The 24,618-nt window shown below is 39.9% G+C and carries 25 protein-coding genes and 1 pseudogene; 4 read left to right on the top strand and 22 right to left on the bottom strand.

Annotated features, from left to right (window positions below):
* The 11 genes from DSY56_RS12200 to glmU all read right to left on the bottom strand — a co-directional run.
* Nucleotides 1-2,122, bottom strand: a 2,122-nt coding sequence (locus tag DSY56_RS12200) for a YSIRK-type signal peptide-containing protein (RefSeq protein ID WP_234990540.1), incomplete at its 3' end; no start/stop codon positions are given.
* 714 nt (nt 2,123-2,836) lie between these two features.
* Entirely contained in the window at nt 2,837-3,772 is a 936-nt protein-coding gene (locus DSY56_RS01585; protein ID WP_112443635.1) for an Rpn family recombination-promoting nuclease/putative transposase, read from the bottom strand.
* A gap of 192 nt (nt 3,773-3,964) precedes the next feature.
* Complete coding sequence (locus tag DSY56_RS01580; protein ID WP_112443634.1) at nt 3,965-4,924, bottom strand: Rpn family recombination-promoting nuclease/putative transposase; 960 nt, start codon at nt 4,922-4,924, stop codon at nt 3,965-3,967.
* 327 nt (nt 4,925-5,251) lie between these two features.
* Entirely contained in the window at nt 5,252-7,015 is a 1,764-nt protein-coding gene (locus DSY56_RS01575) for a glycerophosphoryl diester phosphodiesterase membrane domain-containing protein (RefSeq protein ID WP_200832325.1), read from the bottom strand.
* Between the two features lie 8 nt (nt 7,016-7,023).
* Complete coding sequence (locus DSY56_RS01570; protein WP_112443632.1) at nt 7,024-7,614, bottom strand: 3'-5' exonuclease; 591 nt, start codon at nt 7,612-7,614, stop codon at nt 7,024-7,026.
* Between the two features lie 30 nt (nt 7,615-7,644).
* Nucleotides 7,645-7,830 carry a hypothetical protein gene (locus DSY56_RS12195; RefSeq protein ID WP_112443631.1) on the bottom strand — a complete coding sequence of 62 codons (186 nt, stop codon included), beginning with the start codon at nt 7,828-7,830 and terminating at the stop codon, nt 7,645-7,647.
* A gap of 84 nt (nt 7,831-7,914) precedes the next feature.
* Complete coding sequence (gene rocS, locus DSY56_RS01560; protein WP_000021242.1) at nt 7,915-8,406, bottom strand: chromosome segregation protein RocS; 492 nt, start codon at nt 8,404-8,406, stop codon at nt 7,915-7,917.
* A gap of 76 nt (nt 8,407-8,482) precedes the next feature.
* A complete protein-coding gene (locus DSY56_RS01555; RefSeq protein WP_112443630.1) occupies nt 8,483-9,175 on the bottom strand; it encodes a 5'-methylthioadenosine/adenosylhomocysteine nucleosidase in 693 nt (230 codons plus the stop codon).
* A 16-nt stretch (nt 9,176-9,191) separates the two neighbouring features.
* The gene (macP, locus tag DSY56_RS01550; RefSeq protein WP_000517865.1) at nt 9,192-9,506 is read right to left on the bottom strand and encodes a cell wall synthase accessory phosphoprotein MacP; all 315 of its coding nucleotides are present in this window, start codon (nt 9,504-9,506) and stop codon (nt 9,192-9,194) included.
* Between the two features lie 11 nt (nt 9,507-9,517).
* A complete protein-coding gene (locus DSY56_RS01545; RefSeq protein WP_112443629.1) occupies nt 9,518-10,063 on the bottom strand; it encodes an NUDIX hydrolase in 546 nt (181 codons plus the stop codon).
* A 9-nt stretch (nt 10,064-10,072) separates the two neighbouring features.
* Complete coding sequence (gene glmU, locus DSY56_RS01540) at nt 10,073-11,452, bottom strand: bifunctional UDP-N-acetylglucosamine diphosphorylase/glucosamine-1-phosphate N-acetyltransferase GlmU (protein WP_112443628.1); 1,380 nt, start codon at nt 11,450-11,452, stop codon at nt 10,073-10,075.
* 143 nt (nt 11,453-11,595) lie between these two features.
* On the opposite strand from glmU, the gene DSY56_RS01535 reads away from it, so the two are divergent.
* From DSY56_RS01535 to DSY56_RS01520, 4 genes are all read left to right on the top strand, one after another.
* Nucleotides 11,596-12,396, top strand: a complete 801-nt coding sequence (locus tag DSY56_RS01535; RefSeq protein WP_112443627.1) for a GH25 family lysozyme — start codon at nt 11,596-11,598, stop codon at nt 12,394-12,396.
* 94 nt (nt 12,397-12,490) lie between these two features.
* The gene (locus DSY56_RS01530) at nt 12,491-13,333 is read left to right on the top strand and encodes a DUF368 domain-containing protein (protein WP_112443626.1); all 843 of its coding nucleotides are present in this window, start codon (nt 12,491-12,493) and stop codon (nt 13,331-13,333) included.
* The gene (locus DSY56_RS01525) at nt 13,333-13,815 is read left to right on the top strand and encodes an aminoacyl-tRNA deacylase (protein ID WP_112443625.1); all 483 of its coding nucleotides are present in this window, start codon (nt 13,333-13,335) and stop codon (nt 13,813-13,815) included. The genes DSY56_RS01530 and DSY56_RS01525 overlap by 1 nt, the downstream gene beginning before the upstream one ends.
* A complete protein-coding gene (locus DSY56_RS01520) occupies nt 13,815-14,435 on the top strand; it encodes a histidine phosphatase family protein (RefSeq protein WP_112443624.1) in 621 nt (206 codons plus the stop codon). The genes DSY56_RS01525 and DSY56_RS01520 overlap by 1 nt, the downstream gene beginning before the upstream one ends.
* 360 nt (nt 14,436-14,795) lie before the next feature.
* On the opposite strand, the pseudogene DSY56_RS01515 reads toward DSY56_RS01520, so the two are convergent.
* From DSY56_RS01515 to secG, 11 genes and pseudogenes are all read right to left on the bottom strand, one after another.
* Nucleotides 14,796-14,891, bottom strand: a pseudogene (locus tag DSY56_RS01515) (IS630 family transposase); the annotation flags it as partial.
* Between the two features lie 307 nt (nt 14,892-15,198).
* Nucleotides 15,199-16,140 carry a peptidylprolyl isomerase PrsA gene (prsA, locus tag DSY56_RS01510; protein WP_112443623.1) on the bottom strand — a complete coding sequence of 314 codons (942 nt, stop codon included), beginning with the start codon at nt 16,138-16,140 and terminating at the stop codon, nt 15,199-15,201.
* 66 nt (nt 16,141-16,206) lie between these two features.
* Complete coding sequence (locus DSY56_RS01505; protein ID WP_112443783.1) at nt 16,207-16,920, bottom strand: O-methyltransferase; 714 nt, start codon at nt 16,918-16,920, stop codon at nt 16,207-16,209.
* A gap of 1 nt (nt 16,921) precedes the next feature.
* The gene (gene pepF, locus DSY56_RS01500; protein ID WP_112443622.1) at nt 16,922-18,724 is read right to left on the bottom strand and encodes an oligoendopeptidase F; all 1,803 of its coding nucleotides are present in this window, start codon (nt 18,722-18,724) and stop codon (nt 16,922-16,924) included.
* A gap of 18 nt (nt 18,725-18,742) precedes the next feature.
* The gene (locus DSY56_RS01495; protein ID WP_112443621.1) at nt 18,743-19,696 is read right to left on the bottom strand and encodes a competence protein CoiA; all 954 of its coding nucleotides are present in this window, start codon (nt 19,694-19,696) and stop codon (nt 18,743-18,745) included.
* A gap of 78 nt (nt 19,697-19,774) precedes the next feature.
* Nucleotides 19,775-20,152 carry a type II toxin-antitoxin system HicB family antitoxin gene (locus DSY56_RS01490; RefSeq protein WP_112443620.1) on the bottom strand — a complete coding sequence of 126 codons (378 nt, stop codon included), beginning with the start codon at nt 20,150-20,152 and terminating at the stop codon, nt 19,775-19,777.
* A gap of 27 nt (nt 20,153-20,179) precedes the next feature.
* A complete protein-coding gene (locus DSY56_RS01485) occupies nt 20,180-20,371 on the bottom strand; it encodes a type II toxin-antitoxin system HicA family toxin (RefSeq protein WP_078352506.1) in 192 nt (63 codons plus the stop codon).
* Nucleotides 20,372-20,594: 223 nt separating this feature from the next.
* Nucleotides 20,595-21,455, bottom strand: a complete 861-nt coding sequence (gene tehB, locus DSY56_RS01480; protein WP_112443619.1) for an SAM-dependent methyltransferase TehB — start codon at nt 21,453-21,455, stop codon at nt 20,595-20,597.
* 14 nt (nt 21,456-21,469) lie between these two features.
* Nucleotides 21,470-21,937, bottom strand: coding sequence for an SsrA-binding protein SmpB (smpB, locus tag DSY56_RS01475; protein ID WP_001051750.1), 468 nt, complete (start codon nt 21,935-21,937; stop codon nt 21,470-21,472).
* On the bottom strand, nt 21,900-24,254 hold the full coding sequence (gene rnr / locus DSY56_RS01470) for a ribonuclease R (protein WP_112443618.1): 2,355 nt from the start codon (nt 24,252-24,254) through the stop codon (nt 21,900-21,902). Before rnr ends, smpB begins: the two co-directional genes overlap by 38 nt.
* 101 nt (nt 24,255-24,355) lie before the next feature.
* The gene (gene secG / locus DSY56_RS01465) at nt 24,356-24,589 is read right to left on the bottom strand and encodes a preprotein translocase subunit SecG (RefSeq protein WP_000282517.1); all 234 of its coding nucleotides are present in this window, start codon (nt 24,587-24,589) and stop codon (nt 24,356-24,358) included.
* Nucleotides 24,590-24,618: the final 29 nt, after the last annotated feature.

The raw sequence follows: 24,618 nt of genomic DNA, 5'->3' as shown, positions 1-24,618 counted from the left end.
CTGGTAAGCTGACTGGTGTTGAAGAAGCACTAACTTCACTATTACCATGTTTAGCTGTCGCACTTACTTGAGTTCCTGCACTAGCCGCATTATGGGAAATTGTAACAATACCACTTACTCCATCAATGCTGACACCTGATTTTGTTGGTGTTAGGCTCCAGCTTGACCCTGATTTCGTAGCTACAACTTTGTCGCTTCCAATGCTAATTTCTACATGGTCTGCATTCGCACTTGGTGTTACCGTTACATTGGCATTCGCTTCGCTAGAGGCAACTGTTGGTTTTTCAGGTGTTGCTTCTTTCTTCGGTAAGCTGACTGGTGTTGAAGAAGCACTAACTTCACTATTACCATGTTTAGCTGTCGCACTTACTTGAGTTCCTGCACTAGCCGCATTATGGGAAATTGTAACAATACCACTTACTCCATCAATGCTGACACCTGATTTTGTTGGTGTTAGGCTCCAGCTTGACCCTGATTTCGTAGCTACAACTTTGTCGCTTCCAATGCTAATTTCTACATGGTCTGCATTCGCACTTGGTGTTACCGTTACATTGGCATTCGCTTCGCTAGAGGCAACTGTTGGTTTTTCAGGTGTTGCTTCTTTAACTACTGGTGCTGTCGCTCTTCTTTCATCACTAAACCAGGAACCACGTTCTCGTGGATTACCATCGTTTACGTTATTATTTACTTCGATAACAGTGAGCGCTCTAAATTTATCTGTTCCTATCTTATTAACTCCAGGCTTATAATCAGATTGGGTAATAGTAATTTTGCGTGCAGAACCATCCCCATCATTATTAGGAGATATATCTTTAGAGGCAAGTATATTATAACCTTCCGGATAAGCTAATCCATCCGGACTCCCTCCATAATTAGAAATATCCGAACCTCCGGTTACCAAATATACTTTCATCTTTGCGCCATTAGGTAATTTAGGAACATAAGGAATTGTCACATCAATATTAGGTTTTTCATTAGCTTTACCTGCTAAGCTCGGGACACTTGCATCTGTACTATCATTTGGTGTATTAATAGTCGGCTTCTGAAAAGGGAGATAGTATCCAAATTGTGTCGTCTGACTACCACTTGAAGTAGTTACTGTTACATTCAATAAATACTGACCCCTGCGCGGAGTAGTTCCGTCGAAAGTCAAAGATGCTTCACTCCCATTGACAGAAGATGCGACCTTTAAACCCATGTTTTCATGACCAGTTACAGATATGCTAGTAATTTTCTCATGATTTGATTTAGCACTAATTTTCAAAATATTACCAAATACTCTATCTCCACCTGGTACTACTAGTATATTAGAAACTTCTATTTGTTTACGTACTGCATTCCATCTCCCAATTGTTAATCCTGTTATATTCCGTCTTTTTCTTACATGAACTCCTCTTTCCTCAGAATTTTCCTCACTATCATTTTTTGACATCATCACTTGATTACCATCCAGTAACTTGTGAGCTTTTTCGACAAGTTCTCCAGAAATCTTTCCGTCGTCTGAAAGTCCTAACTTTTCGTTGATAGTATCGGCTAAGTTTTTAAAAGCTACTGCAGACTCAGGATTAGATTCTTTCAATCTTTTAGATGCATCTATCAATTTATCATATAACTGATACCCGTCTTCTTCTTGAGATTGCTCTGTCTTATCTGCTACCACAGCTTCTTCTTTGTCAGTTAAGGATTTTTCTTCCAACTCTGGTTGTACTTCTTTTTTATCTTTTTCTACCTCGGACACAGTAGATAATTCACCAGATACAAGTTTAGCACCACCATCAACTTTTTCGTCACCTTTATTCTCTACTGTTGACTTAGCTTTTGCTTCACCATCTTTAGATGGAGTTCCCGGCTCTTTTTTCTCTCTTCCTTGAGTCTCTGCTTCAGTTCTTGCTTGTCCTACGCTTGGATTTTGACTGCTTGTCTCTGATGAGCTTAGGGCAGATGAATTGTCAGGCTTGACATCCCTATCCTGAGCGACCACTTCTGTACTTGATTCTGCCGCCTGCACTTCTGTTGCTGGATTAGCTACAAAAAAGACAGACCCTAGCAAGACTGAGGCTGCTCCGATTGAAAACTTGCGTATAGAAAAGCGTTGGCGCTCATTCATTTTAAACTGTTTCATAGTTTTTCCTTTCTTTCTACCCTGTCTTTGCTCCTCTAGCCATGTTCATACAGGCATCAACTCGCAATAAAAACAGGAAAACATGACCTTTTCTCATCTTGAACAAATGACAAAAAGCCCATTGTTTACTAACACTTAATTATATCAACTTATTTCCCTTCCCTCAACCTCACTTTGTTTTAGAAAATTGATAATTATATATATATATATGCTTGTTGCTTATTTTAAAGGATTTAGAGGCTCCTTATTTGTAAATTTAGTATATTTTTTATTATTTTCAGAAATTTTAAATTTATATGACATTCGAACAAAGCTGTTCGTCTTGCTATCTATCGCCAGAAAAACCTATCCTAGACTCAGCAAGTAAAAAAAGGCTCTCCGAAAAATCAGAAAACCTGAGATATTATTTGATATAACTCCTATTCCAAATCACTTGATGTAGGCTCTCCCAGCTTTGTCGAGTAGCAGAGGTAGACTAACCATGATAAAAATCAGCCATAGCCAGACTCGTAAAAGCCCAGGTAAATATAGGAAAGAAGCAAAGAGAAAGACCGATAGCAAAATCATACCCAAAGTCTCTCCAAAATTCCTACAAATAAATAGGAGCCAAAGAAGAGATAAAGGATAAAGAGACTAAAGCAAAAACGCTTGCCTGTCTTTTAGTACAAAAAGCACACCTTGGCCAGATGGTTTTCCTGAATGTTAGTGCTGATTTTACAACAATGTCTCAAACTCAGCTACGGTCATGCCCAATTGCTCGCTCGCAACCTCAGATGTCAAAAGACCTTGACGGACTAGATTTAGTAGCATGGACAAACTTCCTTCGACTTTCCCACGCTCCAGTCCCTGTTCAAGACCCTCTGCACGACCACGTTCAAGTCCACGCTCTAAACCTTTTTCCTCAGCTTGTTCCAAGGCATAGTCCTGCGCTAACAAGGCTTGTTCTTCTCGCATACGTAGTTGACTAAACATTTTCCTATCCTCCTCGGACCAGCTCTTGTAATCTAGCAATTGATCTGCTTGGCTGATGGCTCGCTCGGGGCGCTGGGTAAAGGGTTTATTCCCGAAAAACTCCAACCACGGCTTGCGAACCTCGTCTTTGCTGGTTTCTCTGTATTTTTTTAATTCCAAGAATGCCATCTTGACCAGATGGTTTTCCTGATCATTGTTGGTAATGGTTAAAACCTCACCTGTCGTGTCCTCTCGCATACTGAAACTGTGAAAAGCCAAGTCATCTGAGAAGTAGTTGCTATCCACAATAGCTATTGCGTATACTGGTGCAATGTGTTTGTAACTCTGGTGAGTATCTCCTTCTCGTTGGCGAATTTTTTCAAGATTTTGATTGACCTGACTGCACAGATAAGCCCACAGGCGATTGATGAAAAAATTCTGATGATGCACCTGAATCTCAATGATTACTTGAGTCCCATTGTCTAACTCCGCCAAAACGTCTATACTGGTATAGAAATCCTGTGCCGAGTAGGGCAGGGAAGGCAAGACATGAATGTTACTTCCCTCCAAAATGGTCACATTTTTGGCTGGTAAATCCAACATATCGCGAATAAATTGACAAGTGATTTCTGGATTGCTAAAAATCTTCTTAGCTACCAAGTCATTGGTCGGGCTAACGCCCGGATGTCTGAGAATCATATTTCCTCTCCTTTCATTATAGCACATTTTTCAATCTAGGTTTACTAGATTCACTGCTACTATCTATTTATTCGGAAAAGAAAGTGAAAAGTTCAAACTTTCCTAATAAAAAAGATAGCTAATCTCTTTTCCATCAAGAAATTTAGCTATTCTTTTTAATTGTTTTCATATCGTATAATATTTACAGATTTCTCACTCATGTCTTGCCAACAACGCTTCAAACTCAGCGACGGTCATGCCTAATTGCTCACTCGCAACCTCAGGTGTTAGAAGACCTTGACGTACTAGATTTACTAAACCTACTTTTAATCCCTCTTCAATGCCTTCTTCTCGTCCTTGTTCACGACCCTCTGCACGACCTCGTTCAAGACCCTCAGCTCGACCTCGTTCTAAGCCTTTTTCTTCAGCTTGCTCCAAAGCATAGTCCTGAGCCAATAATGCCTGTTCTTCGCGCATACGTAGTTGGCTAAACATTTTCCTGTCCTCCTCGGACCAGCTCTTGTAGTCCAGCAGTTGGTCTGCCTGGCTGATAGCTCGCTCAGGTTCTTGGGTAAAGGGCTTGTTCCCGAAAAACTCCAACCATGGTTTGCGAATGCTATCTTTGCTGGTTTCCCTGTATTTTTTTAGTTCCAAGAATGCCATCTTGACCAGATGATTTTCTTGACCGTTATTTGTGATGGTTAAAACTTCACCTGTCGTATCCTCTCGCATACTAAAGCTATGAAAAGCCAGGTCATCTGAGAAATAATTGCTATCTACAATTGCGATAGCATATACTGGTGCGATGTGTTTATAACTCTGGTGAGTATCTCCTTCACGTTGACGGATTTTTTCAAGATTTTGATTGACCTGACTGCACAAATAAGCCCACAGGCGATTGATGAAAAAATTCTGATGATGAACTTGAATCTCAATGATTACTTGGGTCCCATTGTCTAACTCCGCCAAAACATCTATACTGGTATAGAAATCCTGGGCCGAGTAGGGCAGAGATGGCAAGACATGAATGTTGCTCCCCTCCAAAATGGTCACATTTTTTGCTGGTAAATCCAGCATATCGCGAATAAATTGACAAGTGATTTCTGGGTTGCTAAAAATCTTCTTAGCAACCAAATCGTTAGTTGGGCTGATGCCCGGATGACGTACAGTCATATTTCTTCTCCTTTCATTATAGCACATTTTTTTAATCTAGGTTTACTAGATTTGATGCTTCTATCTATTTATTCGGAAAAGAAATTAAAAGTCTCCTAATTTTTAATCAATTCTTTCTGATGGATATAGAGAATAAAAGAATCTTCCCAATTTATAGTACTATTTTAGAAGTTGTAATGTACTATTCCAATCTCAAATTACTATCAAGTTGATTGAAATAAAAACAAGACATACATTTCTCGTAAACGGATTGCAACCACAAAAAAGCAAGTATTCACAAGAATACTTACCTATCATGGAAGGAATAGTTGTTCCTCTTTTTTATTACTAAAATTCAAAGAATTCCAGAGCTTTTTTCAAGAGCAAATCCGTATATTCTGGATCTTCTTGGGCTACTTCTATTTCCCACTGAACTTTTTCCAAATCATCTGTAATCACTCCATCTACTCCTAAGTGAAGAGATTTGCTGATAGCTTCTGAATCATTGACAGTCCAGACATAAAGTTTCTGGTCCGTTGTCCATAGTTTGCTTACAAAATATTCATCCAAGGTTGAGTACTCCATAGTATATCCTGTCGCCCTTGTTTTAGGAAAGACAGAATTGTAGGGCATGATGAAATAAACTGGCAGTTCGGCATCATACTGTCTTACTTTTTCAACAACATGGTAGTCTAAAGACTGGATTTGATGCCCATAAATCTTGAGCTTTGCAGCATAACGGACTAAAAAGCGGTCCATCATGTCTGGACTATCTTTTTTACTGGTTTTGATTTCAATTAGTAATTTTTGACCAAGTTCGTTGGCTCGACTGAGATAATCTTCAAAGCTTGAAATTTTAGTCTGGTAGCCATTTTCAAAAATATCAATCCCTTTAAGCTCCTCCAAGTTTAAGTCTTGAGGACTTTTATTGATACCTGCTAGATTTTTCAAGTTAGCATCATGCATCATGACAAACTGCCCATCTTTTGTTTCCTGCACATCCGTCTCCACCAAGTCTGGTTTGAGTTGTGCTGTAGTTTCCAAGGACTCTACTGTATTTTGAATCCCATTTGCATTAGAAACCCCTCGGTGAGAAATAAGCTGAGGTAGATGAACCATGGGAGCCTCCAGATAAATATAACCTTCTAAGGCAAAGAAAAGACTGGCACAAGTCATGACTCCCCATCGCATGATGTGATCTTTTTCTCTCCGAGGAAGCATATCCAGCTCCTTTCCTGTCAAAAACGAAACAAATTTAACCAAAAAGTAAGTCAGAGCCATATAATAAAGATTTTTAATCACGACAAAATTCAAAATACCAAGAATCAGAGACTCTCTCTGAGTGATGTCATCTACCAAAGTTTGAGCCAATAACAAAGGAAGCAAAGGAAGATAAAATAATAAATTTGCCTTTAGCAAGATATAAAATAAATTCCAAGCATAAAAAGCAACTCTTTTCTTGGTTTTCTCCAAGCTAAACATCACTGCTTCTCGAACAGTCAGCTGATCATATACAATCTTCGGAAGGGCAAACATCAATCTGACAGAGACATAGAGAAAGATAAGAGATAGAAGTAGGATGCTCAGCCACCACATCCAATATTTATCTTCTAAATAATCTTGGATAAACTCTGGAATAACGATTTTATTGAGATAATAAATCTTCAGCATTTTCCGTATAAAAGGAAAAAGCATAGCTATATAGAAGAAGATAAACAAGGCTTTAGCGCAAGTTAGCTTTTTCATAAATCCAAAACTTTCATGGAAAACCTTGCGGATATACTCAATTAGCCTTCGCTTTTCATGATAGAGAAGATGACGAGCACCAATAAAGAGGAGTCCTATTTGAAAATAAGCAACCAGAAGGTTAATGACAATCAAGGCTAAAAAAGCTAGACTAATCAATGGAGAATGAGTGAGGATGGCTAAGACATTGTTATAGGAAATAAAAAGATAACCTGTCTGATCTAATAAGAAGCTAGCCAACCATGAATTGAATGGTACCCACAAATACTCCACTATCATAAAAATTAAGAAAAAGAGAAAGAGGATTTTATCAAGATTGAGGTAAATCTGTTTAAAACCCAATTTTTTAGGTTTTTCAGGTTTCATAGGCACTCCTAGTCAAATAATTGAGACAAGTCCAAGCCACCAAAAGGATTGTTTGATAAGCTGCTTTCCGTCTCTAACAATTCTCTGGCTTGATCTGATTCTAGGAAGGACTCATACACACGCGCCGTCATCCGAGCATCCTCTAAACTATTATGGGACTGACCTTGAAATCCAAGAAACGAGGCAACAGTTTGCAATTTGAGATTGGCAATACCATGTAAATCCGAACTACGGCGTTCAAAAGCTTCATCATACAAATCCACCTTATACTGCTGGCTATAATCTAAATCATGCTCTGCTAGAATAGGCAAATCACTTTTAGCAGCATTGTATCCAACCATCGGCAAAGAACCCACAAACTCTTGAAATTCTTTGATAACTTCCTCCACTGGGGGAGCATCTTTTAATGTCTCAGCTGTAATCCCCGTCAAACCATTGATAAAACTTTTTAGAGGGATACTGGTATGGACATAGGAATCATAGGCATCGATTTCCTGACCATCTCTAAAACGCACTGCCGATACTTGAATCAAGTGTGTTTGTCCTTCGTGCTGATTAAATTCTAAGTCAAAAGCAATGTAATCTTCTAATCGTTCCATTCTATACCTCTCCTATACTGTTATTTTATACTATTCGAAAATCTCTTCAAACCACGTCAGCGTCGCCTTGCCGTAGATATAGTTACTGACTTCGTCAGTTTCATCCGCAACCTCAAAAACATGTTTTGAGCTGACTTCGTCAGTCTTATCTACAACCTCAAAGCAGCGCTTTGAGCAGCCTGCGGCTAGCTTCCTAGTTTGCTCTTTGATTTTCATTGAGTATTACTTGAGCAACTATACTATTTAGATTAGAAATAAAAGAAGCCATCAGGTTAGCATTTAACCTAAACAGCTCCTTGATTATCCTCCAAATAAACGAGCAAAAAAGCCTTTCTTAGTGGATTGGACTTCTTCTTTTGCTTGGTCCAGTTCTAGCTTAAGATTTTCTTGATCCTTCATGGCTTGAAGGGTCAATTGTTGCTGCTGATCGAGTTGTTTGTCTTTCTCAGCAATCTGACGGTCTTTGATACGCATCTGCTCATCTTTTTCTGATAACTGACGATCCTTGGCTTTTAATTGTTCATAGAGACGAAGAATTTCTGCATTCTTCTCATCAACCAGAATCTCCATCAGTTCACGTTGCTTGACATCTTCACTGACAGGCTCATCTTCAAAAATCGTTTTTTTATAGATTTCTTCTAGCTTAATCAAGCCACTTCTGGTAACGACTGTTACCCCTTTGTCATTTTTATCTGTGTCTTCTTCTGGTAATTCTTTGACACGGTTATTGATTGCTTGGCGAGATAATCCTAAGACCTCTGCAATCTCACTGACGGTCATTTCAATACTCATAATATCCTCTGAAACGTTTTCTAGCTTTTCTTTACTTAAATCTTATCATAAGCTAGAAAAACTGTCAAATTTTCGCTTAATCTAAGGCCTTCAAAAAGGCTAATAAAACTTGGGCAGAGCGACGTCCAGCTTCGATAATAAACTCATCAAATGAGATAGAGGCCTCGTGATTGGCATTGTCACTCATAGCTCGGATGACTAAGACTGGAAGATTAAGGGCATGCGCTGCCTGAGCAATCGCTGCCCCCTCCATCTCAACAGCTAAAACTTCTGGGAAATGGGACTTAATCGCTTCTATCTTGTCATTTCCTGCAACAAAACTATCTCCTGTAGCAATCAAACCAAGATGCCAGTTCTGGTCCAATTGAGATAGACTCTCTTGAATTTTAGCAACAAAGGTTTTATCTGATTCGAAATAAAGCGGTTGTTGCGCCATTTGTCCATAAGCATAGCCAAAAGCTGTGACATCCACATCATGATAGGCTAACTTGTCAGCAATCACAACATCACCAACAGCAATACCTTCTGCGACCGCCCCAGCTGATCCTGTATTGATAAGAGCATCCACTTGGAAATGATCAGCCAAAACCGCCACACTCATAGCAGACATGACCTTACCAATACCACTTTCTACAAGAACGACTTCATGCGAGGCAATGGTTCCTGTATGATAGGTATTCCCCAAAACAACTTGCTCCTGGGCATTGTCTAAATGCTGGACCAGATAAGCCAGTTCTTCTGGCATAGCCGCAATAATTCCTATTTTCATTTCAATTCCTTTTCTATTACAACAGTTTCATTGCTAAGACAAGCAAAATCAAGAGAAAGATGACTGCAAATAAAATCTTATTTAACTTAGAATTGAAGACATTTCTCTTGGTATTTTCAATGCGACGGCTTTTATGAATAGACGGTTCGACCTGAATCTTCAAGGTTTCCTGGCTAAAACCATGATCCTTAGGATTGGCATAACCAAAACGGGAAGAAGAGGTTGGTAAAATCTTAGTCTCCTCATTATCATCTAGCAAAGGAGGACCTGAAATTTTTTCGCCTCTATTAGCTCTTTCAATCATTTCATCCGTTAATAAAGGTTTACCCATACTGACCTCCTCTATTTTTTGTGCAATTCCCAATACTGTACAGCCATAATTGTCTTGGCATCACAGATATGATCTGATTGGATCAATTCCTTGGCTTCTTCTAAGCTCACTTCAAGGACTTCTAAGGTTTCATCCTCATCCTGCGGACGCGGATTTTCCACTTTTGTCAAATCGCTTGCTAGGTATAGTTTTAACTTTTCATTACAAAAGCCAATGGCTGAGTAAAAATCGTACAAGAGTTCTAATTTTCCTGTATAAGCTGTTTCTTCCTCTAATTCACGCAGAGCTGCTGCAACAGGGTCTGTATTTTCTCCTACTTCCAATTTTCCGGCTGGAATTTCGTAAGAGACAGCCTCGATGGCCTTGCGGTACTGCTTGACCAAGATGAGTTTTTGCTCATCCGTTACTGCTAAAACACAGACAGCTCCATTGTGGAAAATCAAATCTCGTTGGGCAGTTCCCTTGCCTTCTGGTAATTCAACCTGATCTTGGACCAGTTTAAATATTGGTCCTTGATAGATTTCTTTTCGGCTAAGCGTTTTTTCTTCAAATTCCATGACAGACTCCTACTGATTCTTAGGATGATGAGGAAGGCGAGTTGCATATTCGTCTTTGTTGACCTGACGACCGCGACCAATAGCAATGGCATCCGCTGGCACGTCTTTAGTAATAGTTGAACCAGCTCCAACGAGGGAATTGTCACCAAGTTCTACTGGCGCAATAATGGTTGAATTTGAACCCACAAAGACATTGTTGCCAATAACTGTCTTGTATTTGTTTTTGCCATCATAGTTGACTGTAATAGTTCCTGCACCAAAATTAACGTGGCTACCCACTTCACAGTTTCCGATATAAGTCAAATGACCAGCCTTAGTATTCTCACCGATAGAAGAACCTTTCACCTCAACAAAGTTTCCAATATGAACTTGGGCACCCAGACTTGAACCTGGACGAATGTGGGCGTAAGGTCCGACAGTCACTCCGTCTGCAACACTGCTTTCCTCAATCATAGAGTTAGTAATGACAGCTCCTGCTCCGATAGTGCTATCCACTACATAAGTACCGTTTGTCAAAACAGTCTCAGAACCAATTTTCGTTTGCCCTTTCAAGGTAACATTGGCTTCGAGTTGAACTTCAGGAGCAATCTCAACATCAATATCGATATAAGTTGCTTCTGGATTAACAAAGCTAACGCCATTAACCATGTGCTGATGATTGATGCGACGACGCATCACTGACTCAGCAGTCGCAAGAGCCACACGGTCGTTTACCCCAAGACTTTCATCAAAATCTTTCAAAGTATAAGCACCGACTTTTTCACCAGCTTCACGGAAAATGCCAATGACATCTGTAATATAGTATTCGCCTTGAGCATTATTGGTATTGATATTTTTCAAAGCCTCAAATAAACGCTCGTTGTCAAAAACATAAGTTCCAGTGTTGATTTCCTTGATTTGCTTTTCAAAATCTGTAGCATCCTTCTGCTCAACAATGCGAAGAACTTCAGCATTGTCATTACGTACAATTCGTCCATAGCCAAAAGGATTATCCGTCTCAGCAGTCAAGATAGTAGCCACATTTTTATGATTGATGTGGAAATCAATCAAGTTTTTCAAGCTTTCACCTGTGATTAAAGGAGTATCTCCTGCGATGACCAAGGTGTGACCGGACAAACCTTCTAAGATAGGCTCTGTCATCATAACCGCATGCCCAGTACCCAACTGTTCAGATTGAGTCACAAATTCTGTCTGTCCAGCCAAGACCTCCTCAACCAATTCTGCCTTGTGTCCAACAACTGTTACTGTCTTTTCAGGTTGGATAGCTCCCACACTACGGAAAACATGTTCCAGCATAGAAATACCCGCAACCTTGTGCAAAACTTTTGGCAAATCAGATTTCATGCGAGTCCCTTTACCCGCTGCTAAAATAATGGCAAAATTTGACATAATCTTCTCTTTTCTGTAGAAATTCCCTTTTATTATACCATATTTCAAATCATTCCGCGCCCTTGAATGAAAAAATGCTCCAAAGTCCTTTCCTTAACCCATTTTTTTGATTTTTTTTGATTTTTAGGGTAAAATTATAAGATATGAGAAAACAAATTCATCCGCTTATTTTATTTAGTTTTTTTGGGATTATGATGTTCATTTTAATCATCAATCGCCCACTTAATGACAACCAATCCTTTAAAACAAAATCCAACATAGCGCAGATTGAAGCACAGGCTTTGAAACACTTAGACAAACCGATTATTGACCTCTCTGGCTGGCAGCGTCCTGAGGAAATCAACTATGACGCCCTCTCACAAAATATTTCAGGCGCTATTGTTCGTGTTCACAGCGGTGCTCAAACGACAAAAGAAAATGATGCTTCCTTTATCAATGGAATAGACAAGGCCTATAAGAGTCATATCACTGAACTTCAAAAACGGAATGTCCCAGTTGCTGTCTACGCTTATGTCGCTGGAAAAAGTGTCCAAGAAATGGAAAAGGCCGCTGAGGTTTTCTACAATGCAGCCTCTCCTTACAGCCCTAGTTACTATTGGCTAGACGTAGAAGACAAAACCATGTCCAATATGAACGAGGGTGTTGAAGCCTTTCGAGCAAAACTAGCATCACTAGGTGCTAAAAACATCGGAATCTACGTTGGGGTCTATTTCATGGAAGAACATAGTATTGATACAGGCAAGTTTACCTCTGTTTGGATTCCGTCCTACGGCTCTAACTCAGGATTTTTGGAGAGCAGTCCTAAAACTGATTTAGATTATGACATCCACCAATACACATCTAAAGGAAAAATTGCCGGCTTTGACCACGATTTGGATATCAACGTCATCTCTCCCTTAAAAAACAAAGAAGAAACCTTTCGAAAACTCTTTTTAAAACCTTAAAAGCATTTGTTTAGCATTTGCTTTTTCTTTTTGTGTTTGATTGTGATACAATATAGTAAGGATTTTTTGAAATAGAAATAGTTGGAGGAACTATATGCTCTCATGGTTAGCACGTATTATTAAAGGGATTGTGATTGCTCTTGGATTTATTCTACCGGGAATTTCCGGAGGGGTTCTAGCAGCAATCTTAGGCATTTACGAACGAATGATTGGCTTTCTGGCTCATCCTTTTAAAGACTTTAAAGAAAATGTTTTATACTTTATTCCAGTTGCCATCGGTATGCTTCTGGGAATTGGCCTATTTTCTTATCCGATTGAATACCTGCTTGAAAATTATCAGGTCTTTGTCTTATGGAGCTTTGCGGGGGCTATCATTGGTACTGTTCCTAGCCTACTCAAGGAATCAACTCGAGAATCTGACCGAGACAAGATTGATTTAGCTTGGTTCTGGATAACCTTTATCATTTCTGGTTTAGGACTCTATGCCTTAAATTTTGTCGTTGGAACCTTAAGTGCTAGCTTTCTTAATTTCGTCCTAGCAGGTGCACTGCTGGCTCTTGGCGTATTGGTTCCTGGCCTCAGTCCATCAAATCTACTTTTGATTTTGGGCCTCTATGCTCCTATGTTGACTGGTTTTAAAACCTTTGACCTCTTGGGAACCTTCTTTCCGATTGGAATTGGGGCAGGTGCAACTCTCATCGTTTTTTCAAAATTGATGGATTATGCCTTAAATAACCACCACTCACGAGTCTATCATTTCATCATCGGTATCGTCCTATCAAGCACCCTTTTGATCTTGATTCCAAATGTAGGAAACGCTGAGAGTATCCAATACACAGGACTTTCTCTTGTTGGATATGTCATCATCGCCTTCTTCTTTGCACTGGGAATCTGGCTTGGTATTTGGATGAGCCAATTGGAGGATAAGTATAAATAATGGCAAAAAAAGTTAAAATCAAAAAAACATTGGTGGAACAAATCCTATCTAAAGCAGGTATCCTACATCAAGGGATTCAAATCAATGCCCTGGAAGGAGAGCTTCCTCAAGGTTATGAACGAGATCAGATTTTCAAAACCTTGGCTCTTTTGGGAGACAAGACAGGACCGATTATCGGAATTGTCCCTATCACCCAACACTTGTCTGAAAAGAAACTAGCCAAAATTTCTGGCAATAAAAAAGTGAGCATGATTCCACAAAAGGACTTGGAAAAAACAACTGGTTACATTCATGGAGCTAATAATCCTGTCGGAATTCGTCAGAAACACAATTATCCCATTTTTATCGATAAAATTGCTCTAGGTTTGGATCAAATGATTGTCTCTGCAGGCGAAGTCGGACACAGCATTATCGTTGCTCCCCAAGACTTGGCTAGCTTTGTAAAGGCAGACTTTGTAGATATTTTGGAGGACAGCAAGTAATGAAACTCTACTTTGTCCGCCACGGTCGTACCCTCTGGAACCAAGAAGGACGCTTTCAAGGTGCTAGTGGAGATTCTCCCCTTCTTCCTGAATCCATTGACACCCTAAAACAACTTGGCCAATATCTCAAGGAAATTCCTTTTGATCAGATTTATTCAAGTGATTTACCTCGAGCGGTCAAATCTGCTGAGATTATCCAAAGTCAACTCAAGACGCCCTGTCCTTTAAAAAGTGTCCCTAATCTCCGTGAATGGCAGCTGGGGAAGTTGGAAGGTTTGAAAATTGCAACCTTGGAATCTATTTACCCGCAACAAATCAAAGCTTTCCGATCTAATCTTGCTCAATTTGACACTCAAATGTTTGGAGCCGAATCCCTCTATAGCACAACACAACGAACTATCCAATTTATCAAATCATTAAAAGATAGTCCAGCTGAGCGTATTCTAATTGTCGGTCACGGTGCTAATCTTACTGCCAGTCTTCGTACTCTTCTAGGTTATAAAGAACCACTTCTTCGTAAAGATGGCGGTCTAGCAAATGCCAGCCTGACCATTCTAGAAACCCATGATTTTGAAACATTCACTCTCGATACTTGGAATGATATTTCTTATCAATCATAATTATAGCCTAGCCTTCTGAACTAGAACCATAGGAGATATAGTCAGTTGAAACAAAAATAAGACAAAAGAGCCTCGTAAAAAGGTATTGCAATTTGCCAATACCTTTTTAATATGAACACGTGTCTTCTCAACAGGATTGTAGAGCAAAATGAAATAAGAACTGAATAATGTGATTTGAGAATTTAAATCAATTTATAAGAATGTTGTTTTAGAAGCAGTGATGTACTATTTCAGATTCACTTTTCTATACTAATACTCTTCGAAAATCTCTTCAAACCGCGTCAACGTCGCCTTGCCGTACTCAAGTACAACCTGCGGCTAGTTTCCTAGTTTGCTCTTTAATTTTCATTGAGTATAAGATGAGTAGGGAGGAAGAGGTAAAAGTTTATGCCCAAACTCTTCACATAAGAACTCTAGCTTACCCATTCTATGGAATCTTGCATTATCCATTAAAACTTCCAGACTCATACTCTTCTAAAATCTATTCAAACCACGTCAGCTTCACATTATATATGTTGGTGACCTCATAAGTCTTATCTGCAACCTCAAAGCTGTTCTTTGAGAAGCCTACAGCTAGCTTCCTAGTTTAATCTTTGCTTTTCACTGAGTAGCAAGTTAAAAAAATGAGGCTGGTCAAAAAGTCTTGAAAATCAAAAAACGCATAATATCAGGTATTGAAAACCTTGTACTATGCGTTTTATTGTGGGAAAATTTACTTTATTTTTTCCTGAAGTCGAGTTTTTGCCTGACTCATTGATTTGGACTATTCGTTTGATGTACTACTGCTTGAGCTTGAATCTCCACCACCGATATATTGGGTAAAGATATTTTGGAAGGCTTGGTCCTTAACCTTGATATTGGCTGCTTGCAATTCTTTTCCGATAATGCTTTGAACAAATGTTGAATCATTTTGTTTTTGAGTCAAGATAACAGTTTTTAATTTTTCTTTGTAGTCATCAATATTAGATGATTTTTCTGTTTTCTTAATCAGTTTAACAATGTAATATTGACTGCTGTAGGCTTGTGTTCCAGTAACGCTAATCACATCAGAAACCCCATTCACGTCTAAAGCAAAAGCAGCTTTTTTAACTTGTTCTGGTACTTCTGTTGAAGCAGAATCAAAAGTGATTTCTCCACCATTCGCTTTAGTTTTCTCATCTGTTGAATTATCTTTGGCTAATTGAGCAAAGTCTGCATCACTAGCTTTAGCTTTTTCAAGAATTTCTTTAGCTTTGTCTTCATTGTCCAAACGGATGATTTGAGCCGTTACATCTGGAGTGTACTCGTCATAAGCCTTCTTGTAAGCATCATCTGTCAATTCAGCTTCTGCTGCTTTCTTAACTGCCAACTCAACCAATTTACTTGTACGAATTTGAGCTTTACGTGTTTCAAGAGTCATTCCTGCTTGCGATAAGACACGTTGGTAGTTCTCACCATATTGTTTCTCTTCTTCGGCAATAGTATCGTTGACTTCTTTGTCATCTACTTCTGAGCCGTATTGTTTCTCAAATACTTTTTGGATGGTCATGTTCAACAAGACTTGTTGGGCTGAAGGGTTGCTTTTCACTTGCTCATAAAATTGATGTTCTGTGATGACATCCCCTTTCATGCTGATAAGGTCTGCCCCTTCTGAACCTTTCGAACAAGCTGCTAAAGTTGCTACTGATAATAGTGTAATGGCACCTGCCAATAGTTTTTTCTTCATGTCTACTCCTTTGAGATAAGTGTTACTCTATCTATTTTACTATATTTTCTTAAATTTTTCTGAAAATCATTCGCTGTCAGGCAATTGAACATCTGCTACATTTTTACGAAGCATGAGAATGCCGTCTCCCAGAGGTACTAATGTTGCGGTAAGTCCTGGATTGTCTAAGGTTGCGTCAAATAGTCTTTGAAGTCCTCGATAGATGGTTCGCTGACCTCGACGGACTTCTATAATGTCCTTGGCAACATCACCGCCTTGAAAAATATCATCCAAGACAACCACACCACCGACTTCCAAATGTTTGAGGATTTCTGGCAGAAAGACGATGTATTTAGACTTGGCTGAATCCATAAAGACGAAATCATAGGACTCTGTCAAGGTAGATAAGACATCTACCGCATCTCCTTCTAGGAGTGTGATTTGCTTACGACTGTCAAATTGAGCAAAATTTTCCTTGGCAAAACCAATCATTTCTGGATTGCGATCAATGGTTGTAATCTTAGCATTTGGCGCATGCTCTGCCATCAAGAGAGCTGAAAAACCGATGGCCGTCCCAATTTCCAGAATGTTTTTAGGTTGCATGGTTTCCATAAGAAAACGGAAATAAGCAACCGTTTCATGGGGGATAATGGGAATATTTTCCTTACGGGCAAAATCTTCCAATCCTTTCAAAGATCCTGTGACTTGCTTTTGACGCTGACGCATCAAGTCTACAATTTCTTCCTTGACAACAGGGCGACGCATGTTATGGTTAGCATTTTTACTATACGATTCAACCATCTTATGCCAATCCCAATTTTTCAACAAGGGCTTCAAACTCATTCAAACGGCGTTCGAAGACTGCAAAGGCATCGTTGAGGTAGTCTTCCTTCTCCATATCAACACCAGCTTTTCTCATGACATTAAGTGGATAGTCAGACTTGCCTGCCTTGAGGTAGTCGATATAGCGGTCACGGTCTTCTTGACTACCATGGACAATCTTTTCAGCCAGGGCTGAGGCTGCTGCAAATCCAGTTGAATATTGATATACATAGTAGTTATAGTAGAAGTGTGGAATGCGAGCCCACTCATATTGGATTTCAGGATTGTCTTCCTTACTCAAACCATAATACTCTTGGTTCAAGTCTGCATAGAGTTTATTTAAGAAATCGCTTGTCAAGACTTCACCATTTTGATCCGCTTGGTGAATGGCGTGTTCAAACTCAGCAAATTGAGTTTGGCGGAAAACTGTTCCACGGAAACCGTCTAGGAAGTTATTGAGAATAGCAAAGCGCGTTGCGTCGTCTTCCACTTCTTCCAATAATTTCTCCGTCAAGATATTTTCATTGGTAGTTGATGCAATCTCAGCCAAGAAGATAGAATAATCTCCGTAAACATAAGGCTGCGTTTCACGAGTATAGCTTGAATGCATACTGTGACCAGTCTCATGGACAAGGGTAAAGAGATTGTCTAGATTGTCCTGCCAGTTAAGGAGCATAAAGGCATTGGTATCGTAAGAACCGCCAGAGTAGGCACCTGAACGCTTGCCTTGATTTTCGTAAACATCAATCCAACGCTCGCTGAAGGCACGTTTAACACGGCTCAAGTAATCCTCACCCAAGACTGCCAAGGCATCTTCTGCCTTTTTCAAAGCTTCTTGGTAGGTAAAGCTATATTCAACAGATGAAAGTGGTGTGTAGACATCGTACATCTTGAGGTCTGAAATCCCCAAGATTTTTGAACGAAGTTCAAGGTAACGATGCAAGAGTGGCAAGTGCTTGCGAACTGCTGCTACCAAATTGTCATAAACACTCTCCGGAACAAAATTGGCCGCTAGGGCTGCATGACGAGCACTCTTGTAGTTGCGAACTTTGGCACGGTAGTTTTGCACCTTAACATTGGTTTGCAAGGTTTTGGCATAGGTGTGTTGGAATTGTTCGTAAGTCGCATAAAGAGCTTGATAAGCACCACGACGAACCTCACGATTTTTAGACTCCATCAAACGTGTGTAAGTTCCATGAGAGAGCTGAACTTCCTTACCATCATCGTCGAGGACATAGGGGAAAACAATATCCGCATTATCCAAGATAGCGAAGGTTTCACTTGCCGAACCAAAGATTTCTCCAGCGCCAGCCAATAATTCTTCTTCACGTTGTGAAAGAACGTGATCCTTGCCTTGCAAAAGCTTGTCAAAATAGTGTTGATAAACCTGCAATTTTGGTTGAGCCTCTAAAAAGTCAGCATACTGCTTTTCACTAATTTCCATAAATTCAGGCTCATAGAATGAAAAGGCTTGATCCAGCTGGCTGTAAAGAGTCATTGCCTTGGCATAGTACTCTTGATACTTGGCTTCACGTGTATCTTGGTCATTTTTCATATGAGCATAAACGTAAAGCTTCTCCATTTGGCGTTCCATTTCAAGAGAAAATTCAGTAATTTCGAGTAGGCTATCCGCACTATCCAAGAGATGACCTTCATACTGGGCTACTGTCTCCAATTGTTCTGTTAAATCTTTTAAGGCTTCTTCCCAAGCATAGTCAGTTGGGTAAATCGTTGATAGATCCCATGTATCTTTTTCATTTATTTCATTTCTTTGTAATACCATTAGATTCCTCCATCCTTTCTATTTTACCATATTTTTTAAGAAATATTGCTGATAAAAGGCTGGTGGATAGAGCTTTTGCCAATCATTTTGAGGATTTTCTTGGTAATAGGTTTGAAAATACTGATAATAGCTGGTCAAATCTTGCTCAATTTGGCAAAAATCACCTACTAGTGGTCGAATTTGTGGATACCATTCTTTCAGCCCATAATTCAGGACATTTTCTCCCTTTTGATAGGCTTCTGCTTGTTCTTTCATCCAAATGGGATTTTGATAATAAAGTTGTTGCCGGATATAGCGACAGATGTCCTTATCTTGAAAAACTGTAAAATGAGATATTTTTTGTTTCTTATAGGGAAGACGTAATATCTCCAGTAGACTACCGTGACCATAGGGAAATTCCTTAATCTGATAATGGAGTTTACCTCGGAGATCTTGGTGAATGAGATATTTAAGCCTTAAAACCTGTTTCTCCTTGTCTAATTCCCAAACATAAAAGCCCCTGTTTTGACTGAAATAGAGAAAACCTTGTTGCAGACGAGTCAAACGATCCTTGAGCCAAAGTTTTTCCCCAAGCAACCACAGTACTTGGTAACCATGACTACGATAGCCCTCACTTCGCTCTTTAAGGACTTTCTGAGGCAAGGAACTACACTGAACTTCTAGAGCTAGATTGACATTTACAAATACATCCGCAATCTGTTTAAGCTCTGGAAGAGGGTATTCTAATTGCACCTCTGCCTCTTTTTTCAACCAGTGATAGAGGGATTCCTTATTGGCCAGGTGTTCTGGACTTTCATTTTCAAAGGAAAAATCACAGTCTTTTAAGGATTTATGGGCAAAATGCGTCCGTACACTTGGTCCTTGACGCAAACGGAGCTGGCCTCCACAAGCTGGGCAAGTGTAGGCTTGCTTCTCAAGCTTATCCTCTAACACATTTACCAATTCTCCTCTAGCATCTCTCGCAACAAACATGATTTCCCTCCTTTTCTATATTATTCGCAAAAAAGAAAAAAGATCAGGAAATTTCCTAATCTTGATCACTCTATAATTTTAGAGTTGCAAGCGACTTTCAAGAGCTTGTGTCAACACTTCAGAATAGTTCACTTTCTCACGATCTGCAAGTCTGACTAGCCACTCTGGAACCGTAACATTTTTTCGAATCGCCTTATTATTCTTTACGAAAGGCAAGGGATTGACCTGAATCAAAGTCACAAATCCATCAGGAGCTTTCAACTCAGCAATGTCACTAGGAGTAGGCAAAGCCAGTCCTTCATCAAAATAAGATGCTAAAACACTCTCAAGCATTTCCCGAGCATTTTTCATTGCAAGTTCAATCGTTGCTCCTTCAGTCCCGCCTCCAAATTCAGGAAATTCAACCCAGTATCCAGTGCCTTCTCTATGAAAAATAGCAGGATAAGATTTTAGCATAATACACCTCCACAATTTCCAAATCAACTATAATCCCAAATCTTTTAATATTTTTCTCTCTAAACCTTTTCCTAGATCCTCATTACCGTGAACTGGAATAGTGACAAGATAGGGAACCCCTTCTTTCTTAAAATGATAATGACTTCCTCTCTTACGTACTTCAATCCAGCCATTTGCAAGAGCTAATACTCTTCGAAAATCAAATTCAAACCACGTCAGCTTCTCCTTGACGTACTCAAGTACAGCCTGCGGTCAGCTTCCTAGTTTGCTCTTTGATTTTCATTGAGTATAATTTTACCATTTCCTTACCTGTGATTGTCATTTATGGTCACCTTTCTATCTAAAATTATAGTTATAATGCGTATTTTTGTCAATTCTTCTATCTTATCTATTCGTAAAAAAAGAAAAAAAGATCAGAAAAATTCCTAATCTTCATGTATGTTTACTTGATTTTCTTAGCTAGCATGGTCGCAAAGCGTAGTTGAATGCGATTGCCATTTTCATCGCGACGGTGTAAATGGCCTGGATTTTCATTGTACTTAACCAATTCCCAGTCCTTGTAATAGTCTGCCAATTCCCCTTCTTTAAAGGTAAATGGGAAGTTCACTGAACAAGGATAATCCTCCGTGTCCATGGCACAAACGATAAGATTATAACCACCGACCGTGGTATGCTCCTGCATATTTTTGATAATTGCAGGAATGCAGTCTGCTTGTAAAAACATCAAAACAACTGTCGATACGATGAAATCATACGCTTGCCCAATGCTAGCTGAATTGATATCGTAAAGACCAACAGGCATATCCAGGTCTTCCTGCTCCACAATACTTTGCAAGATTTCAAGGGCCAGTTCATTTTGATCCACAGCTGTCACATCAAAACTTTGCTGGGCTAGAAAGAGAGAGTTACGGCCCTGACCACAGCCCAAATCCAAAGCTTTCCCTGGTTTTACTGTCTGCATAGCCTCTAGGACCTCTGAATGAACAGGATTGGTCTTGTATTTCTTAGGGAAATAATCCTCAGGTTTACAATAAAATTCCAAATACCATTCTACATCGTCTGTTACAGCCTCCACTCGGTGCCAAGCTTGTGGTTGTGCCATTGGATTGTCAGCCCCTGCTTCAAAGAGATGTTCAGCTAGAACCTCACCATCCTCTGTCAATTCAATAAACTTGAGAGTTCCTTTTAAAACAGTAATCTTGCCCCAAGTCCCAACCTTGGTATTGTGTTTCTGCTGAACAGCTTCAGGCATAGTTTGTTTATTCCACAAAGGCATGCGTTTATAGGCAACTAGTTTTTCCATCTTCATTCCTCTTTTTATCGCTGATTAACAGCTTTCATCACGCGCGCAATGTCGCGGTTTTGCTCACGACGTTTGATTGACTCCCGCTTATCATAGTCATGCTTCCCTTTAGCTAAACCTAAAAGGAGCTTGGCATAACCATCTTTGATATAGACTTTAAGAGGAACCAGCGTCATTCCTGTCCCTTTGGTCTCTTGTTCCAACTTTTGGATTTGCTTTTTATGGAGCAGGAGTTTACGACGACGTTCTGGTTCTTGGTTCCAGATATTGCCCTCTTCGTAAGGCGCGATATGAACATTGCTCAACCAGACTTCTCCATTTTTTACTTGGGCAAAGCCATCCTTGAGATTGATTCGAGCTGCTCGTACACTCTTGATTTCAGTTCCAGTCAGGACCATCCCTGCCTCTAGCGTATCTACGATTGTATAGTCGTGACGCGCCTTTTTATTTTGTGCGACGACCTTTCCCTCGCCCTTTGCCATGCTTGGCTCCTTTCTTAGCTACTTCCTTGTAAAAGGGTTTCTTTCCTTTTTTCTTCTTGTCTTTTTGTGAATGCTTGCGCTTATCATTTGAGCGTCCTGATTTTCTCTTATCCTCCTTCTTATCTGAACGACGATTTGAACCACGCCCTCTGTCATTACGATTAGACTGTTTCAAGCCTTTTTCAATCACATCAAACTCACTTGGGATGTAAGAAAAGTCAATTTCACCCGTCATCTTGTCGGCTCTTTCAACGCGAATGCGAATCTGCTGACCTACACGGAAGGTTGTCCCCGATTTTTCCCCACGAAGAGTCAAATCCCGCTCATTGAAATGATAAAATTCAGGTAGATTAGTGATGTGAATCAAGCCTTCAACTGTGTTTGGCAATTCAACAAAGAGACCGAATTTAACGATGCTAGACACAACCGCATCGTACTCTTCGCCCACGTATTCTTCCATGTACTCAGCCTTTTTCATGGCTTCGACTTCACGCTCAGCCTCAATAGCACGACGCTCACGGTTGGAAGACTGGGTCGCAATCTCTGGAATTACTTGTTCAAAATGCTCGGCTATTTCCTTAGAACGGCCGTAGTCCCGAATCATACGGTGAACAAGGAGGTCCGGATAACGACGAATCGGACTAGTAAAGTGAGTATAATAATCAGCCGCTAATCCATAGTGGCCGTGATTGTGCTCTGAATAGCGAGCCTGCTGCATGGATCGAAGAAGCATCATGGACAAGACATCTGCATAAGGTTCTCCCTCAACAGCACGCATGATGTCTTGGAGAGCCTCCTGGCTAATCTCACTGGCAGTCCCATAAATGCGCAAGCCAAAACTCGAAGCATAATCAATAAACTTCTGAACCTTTTCAGCCTTAGGCTCCTCGTGAATCCGATAGATAAAAGGCAAATCCAACTTGCTGAAATGCTCGGCAACTGTTTCGTTGGCCATCAACATAAAAGACTCAATCATCCGCTCGGCAACACCACGCTGACGAAGAACGATATCAACAGGCTTACCTTGTTTATCCACTAAAATCTTGGCTTCATTGGTATCGAAATTGAGGGCTCCACGTTTCACACGCATGTTTTCTAAAGTTTCATGAAGTTTGGCCATGAGTTCGATACTAAGAACAATTTTCTGATATTCTTGTCGCTTTTCCTCGTCGCCAGCTAGGATATCATTGACATCGCTATAAGTCATACGGAAACTGGTCTTGATAACTGTTTGTGTAATGGTATAGTTGACCACACGACCATGTTTATCAATCTCCATAATGGCAGACTGGGTCAGGCGGTCAACTTGAGGATTGAGGGAGCAGATACCATTTGACAGTCGTTCTGGAAGCATTGGGACCACACGGTCTGTCACATAGACAGAAGTCGCGCGATTAAGGGCTTCCTTATCAAGAGCCGAACCCTCAGTCACATAGTAGGAAACATCTGCTATGTGAACTCCAAGCTCCAGATTTCCATTTTTCAATGCTTTGATATGCACGGCATCGTCCAAATCCTTGGCATCCGCACCGTCAATGGTAAAGGTAATCTCATCTCTCAAATCCAGACGGCCTTCCATATCCTTTTGAGACGGAGCATCAGGCACACTTTCTGCTTCCTTGATAACAGCTTCTGGAAACTCGGATACAATGTCCATAGACTCCAAAACCTCAAGAACATCAATTCCGACATCCGTTGAATACCCCACCACATCTAGAACACTCGCGACAAAGAAATCGTGTTTCTTGCTTGGGTATTTATCGATAAAGACCTTGAGAACTTCGGTTCCCTCGAGTTTAAGGGCTGGTTTCTTAACATAGATGGGTTGGCTGATTTTCTGGTTTTTCGAACGGATGTAGCCAGCATACTTAGGCTTTTCCTGATCCAGAACGATTTGACCGACTACGGTTGTCAGACTGTGTTCTAAGATATCGATAATTTTTGCTTCCGCTGCTGTTCCCTTATTGCGGTCAGCGACTTTCTTGATGACGACCTCAACGGTATCACCATCAATAGCATAGTTGACATCGTTTTTTCCTACAAAAAGGTCGTCCTCCTCGCCTTCCAGACTAACAAAGCCAAAGCCATTTTTATGAGCATGAAAAATCCCCTTGAGAGTAATCTCATGTTTTTTCTTGACTTCCAAGGTCAGACTTCCATCTTCTTCAAAGCGTATCTGGTGCTTTCTTTCCATTAAGGACAAGGTTTTAATCAACTCACGAAAATCCTTGGAACCGTCTTTTCCCAAAGCCTGAGCCAAGTCATTGACAGTTACCTTTCCCTTATCTTGTAAATATTCTTTTATTCTGTCTTTCATATTTTCTTTCTAGATTTTTTAATTTTCTTTTACTGTAAAACCTTCTCAAATATCATTTAGAAATAAAAATAGGCAAAGACCTAGTCCTGCCCATTATTTTCTTATCTACTTGATAATACCGTCAATGCTAAGGCAATGGCTAGCCAGAAAAAGACTAAAATCCCTGTCAAACGCTGCATTACAGCTTCAAAACCGCGTGCTTTACTGCGTTCAAACAAATCACCTGAGCTGGCATCAAATACATTGCTGGATTGGTTTTTGGTTGGTTGCATGAAAATCGCAATCACAATCACAACAGATAATACTAATAAAATGGTTAATAATAGGTTATACATATCAAACTCCTTAAAATCCCTATTATTTT

It is taken from the genome of Streptococcus sp. 596553 (assembly GCF_900411395.1).
Classification (GTDB): domain Bacteria; phylum Bacillota; class Bacilli; order Lactobacillales; family Streptococcaceae; genus Streptococcus; species Streptococcus mitis_BA.
This window is presented reverse-complemented; position numbering and strand designations above follow the sequence as displayed.

Coding starts and splice junctions, on each gene's coding strand:
- DSY56_RS01520 (WP_112443624.1), top strand. CDS start 13,815: ATGAAACTCTACTTTGTCCGCCACGGTCGTACCCTCTGGAACCAAGAA.
- DSY56_RS01580 (WP_112443634.1), bottom strand. CDS start 4,924: ATGACTGTACGTCATCCGGGCATCAGCCCAACTAACGATTTGGTTGCT.
- DSY56_RS01545 (WP_112443629.1), bottom strand. CDS start 10,063: ATGGAATTTGAAGAAAAAACGCTTAGCCGAAAAGAAATCTATCAAGGA.
- DSY56_RS01575 (WP_200832325.1), bottom strand. CDS start 7,015: ATGAAACCTGAAAAACCTAAAAAATTGGGTTTTAAACAGATTTACCTC.
- DSY56_RS01505 (WP_112443783.1), bottom strand. CDS start 16,920: ATGGTTGAATCGTATAGTAAAAATGCTAACCATAACATGCGTCGCCCT.
- DSY56_RS01570 (WP_112443632.1), bottom strand. CDS start 7,614: ATGGAACGATTAGAAGATTACATTGCTTTTGACTTAGAATTTAATCAG.
- DSY56_RS01555 (WP_112443630.1), bottom strand. CDS start 9,175: ATGAAAATAGGAATTATTGCGGCTATGCCAGAAGAACTGGCTTATCTG.
- smpB (WP_001051750.1), bottom strand. CDS start 21,937: ATGGCAAAGGGCGAGGGAAAGGTCGTCGCACAAAATAAAAAGGCGCGT.
- DSY56_RS01530 (WP_112443626.1), top strand. CDS start 12,491: ATGCTCTCATGGTTAGCACGTATTATTAAAGGGATTGTGATTGCTCTT.
- macP (WP_000517865.1), bottom strand. CDS start 9,506: ATGGGTAAACCTTTATTAACGGATGAAATGATTGAAAGAGCTAATAGA.
- DSY56_RS01585 (WP_112443635.1), bottom strand. CDS start 3,772: ATGATTCTCAGACATCCGGGCGTTAGCCCGACCAATGACTTGGTAGCT.
- glmU (WP_112443628.1), bottom strand. CDS start 11,452: ATGTCAAATTTTGCCATTATTTTAGCAGCGGGTAAAGGGACTCGCATG.
- tehB (WP_112443619.1), bottom strand. CDS start 21,455: ATGGAAAAACTAGTTGCCTATAAACGCATGCCTTTGTGGAATAAACAA.
- DSY56_RS01525 (WP_112443625.1), top strand. CDS start 13,333: ATGGCAAAAAAAGTTAAAATCAAAAAAACATTGGTGGAACAAATCCTA.
- secG (WP_000282517.1), bottom strand. CDS start 24,589: ATGTATAACCTATTATTAACCATTTTATTAGTATTATCTGTTGTGATT.
- DSY56_RS01490 (WP_112443620.1), bottom strand. CDS start 20,152: ATGCTAAAATCTTATCCTGCTATTTTTCATAGAGAAGGCACTGGATAC.
- DSY56_RS01535 (WP_112443627.1), top strand. CDS start 11,596: ATGAGAAAACAAATTCATCCGCTTATTTTATTTAGTTTTTTTGGGATT.
- prsA (WP_112443623.1), bottom strand. CDS start 16,140: ATGAAGAAAAAACTATTGGCAGGTGCCATTACACTATTATCAGTAGCA.
- DSY56_RS12195 (WP_112443631.1), bottom strand. CDS start 7,830: ATGAAAATCAAAGAGCAAACTAGGAAGCTAGCCGCAGGCTGCTCAAAG.
- rocS (WP_000021242.1), bottom strand. CDS start 8,406: ATGAGTATTGAAATGACCGTCAGTGAGATTGCAGAGGTCTTAGGATTA.
- pepF (WP_112443622.1), bottom strand. CDS start 18,724: ATGGTATTACAAAGAAATGAAATAAATGAAAAAGATACATGGGATCTA.
- rnr (WP_112443618.1), bottom strand. CDS start 24,254: ATGAAAGACAGAATAAAAGAATATTTACAAGATAAGGGAAAGGTAACT.
- DSY56_RS01495 (WP_112443621.1), bottom strand. CDS start 19,696: ATGTTTGTTGCGAGAGATGCTAGAGGAGAATTGGTAAATGTGTTAGAG.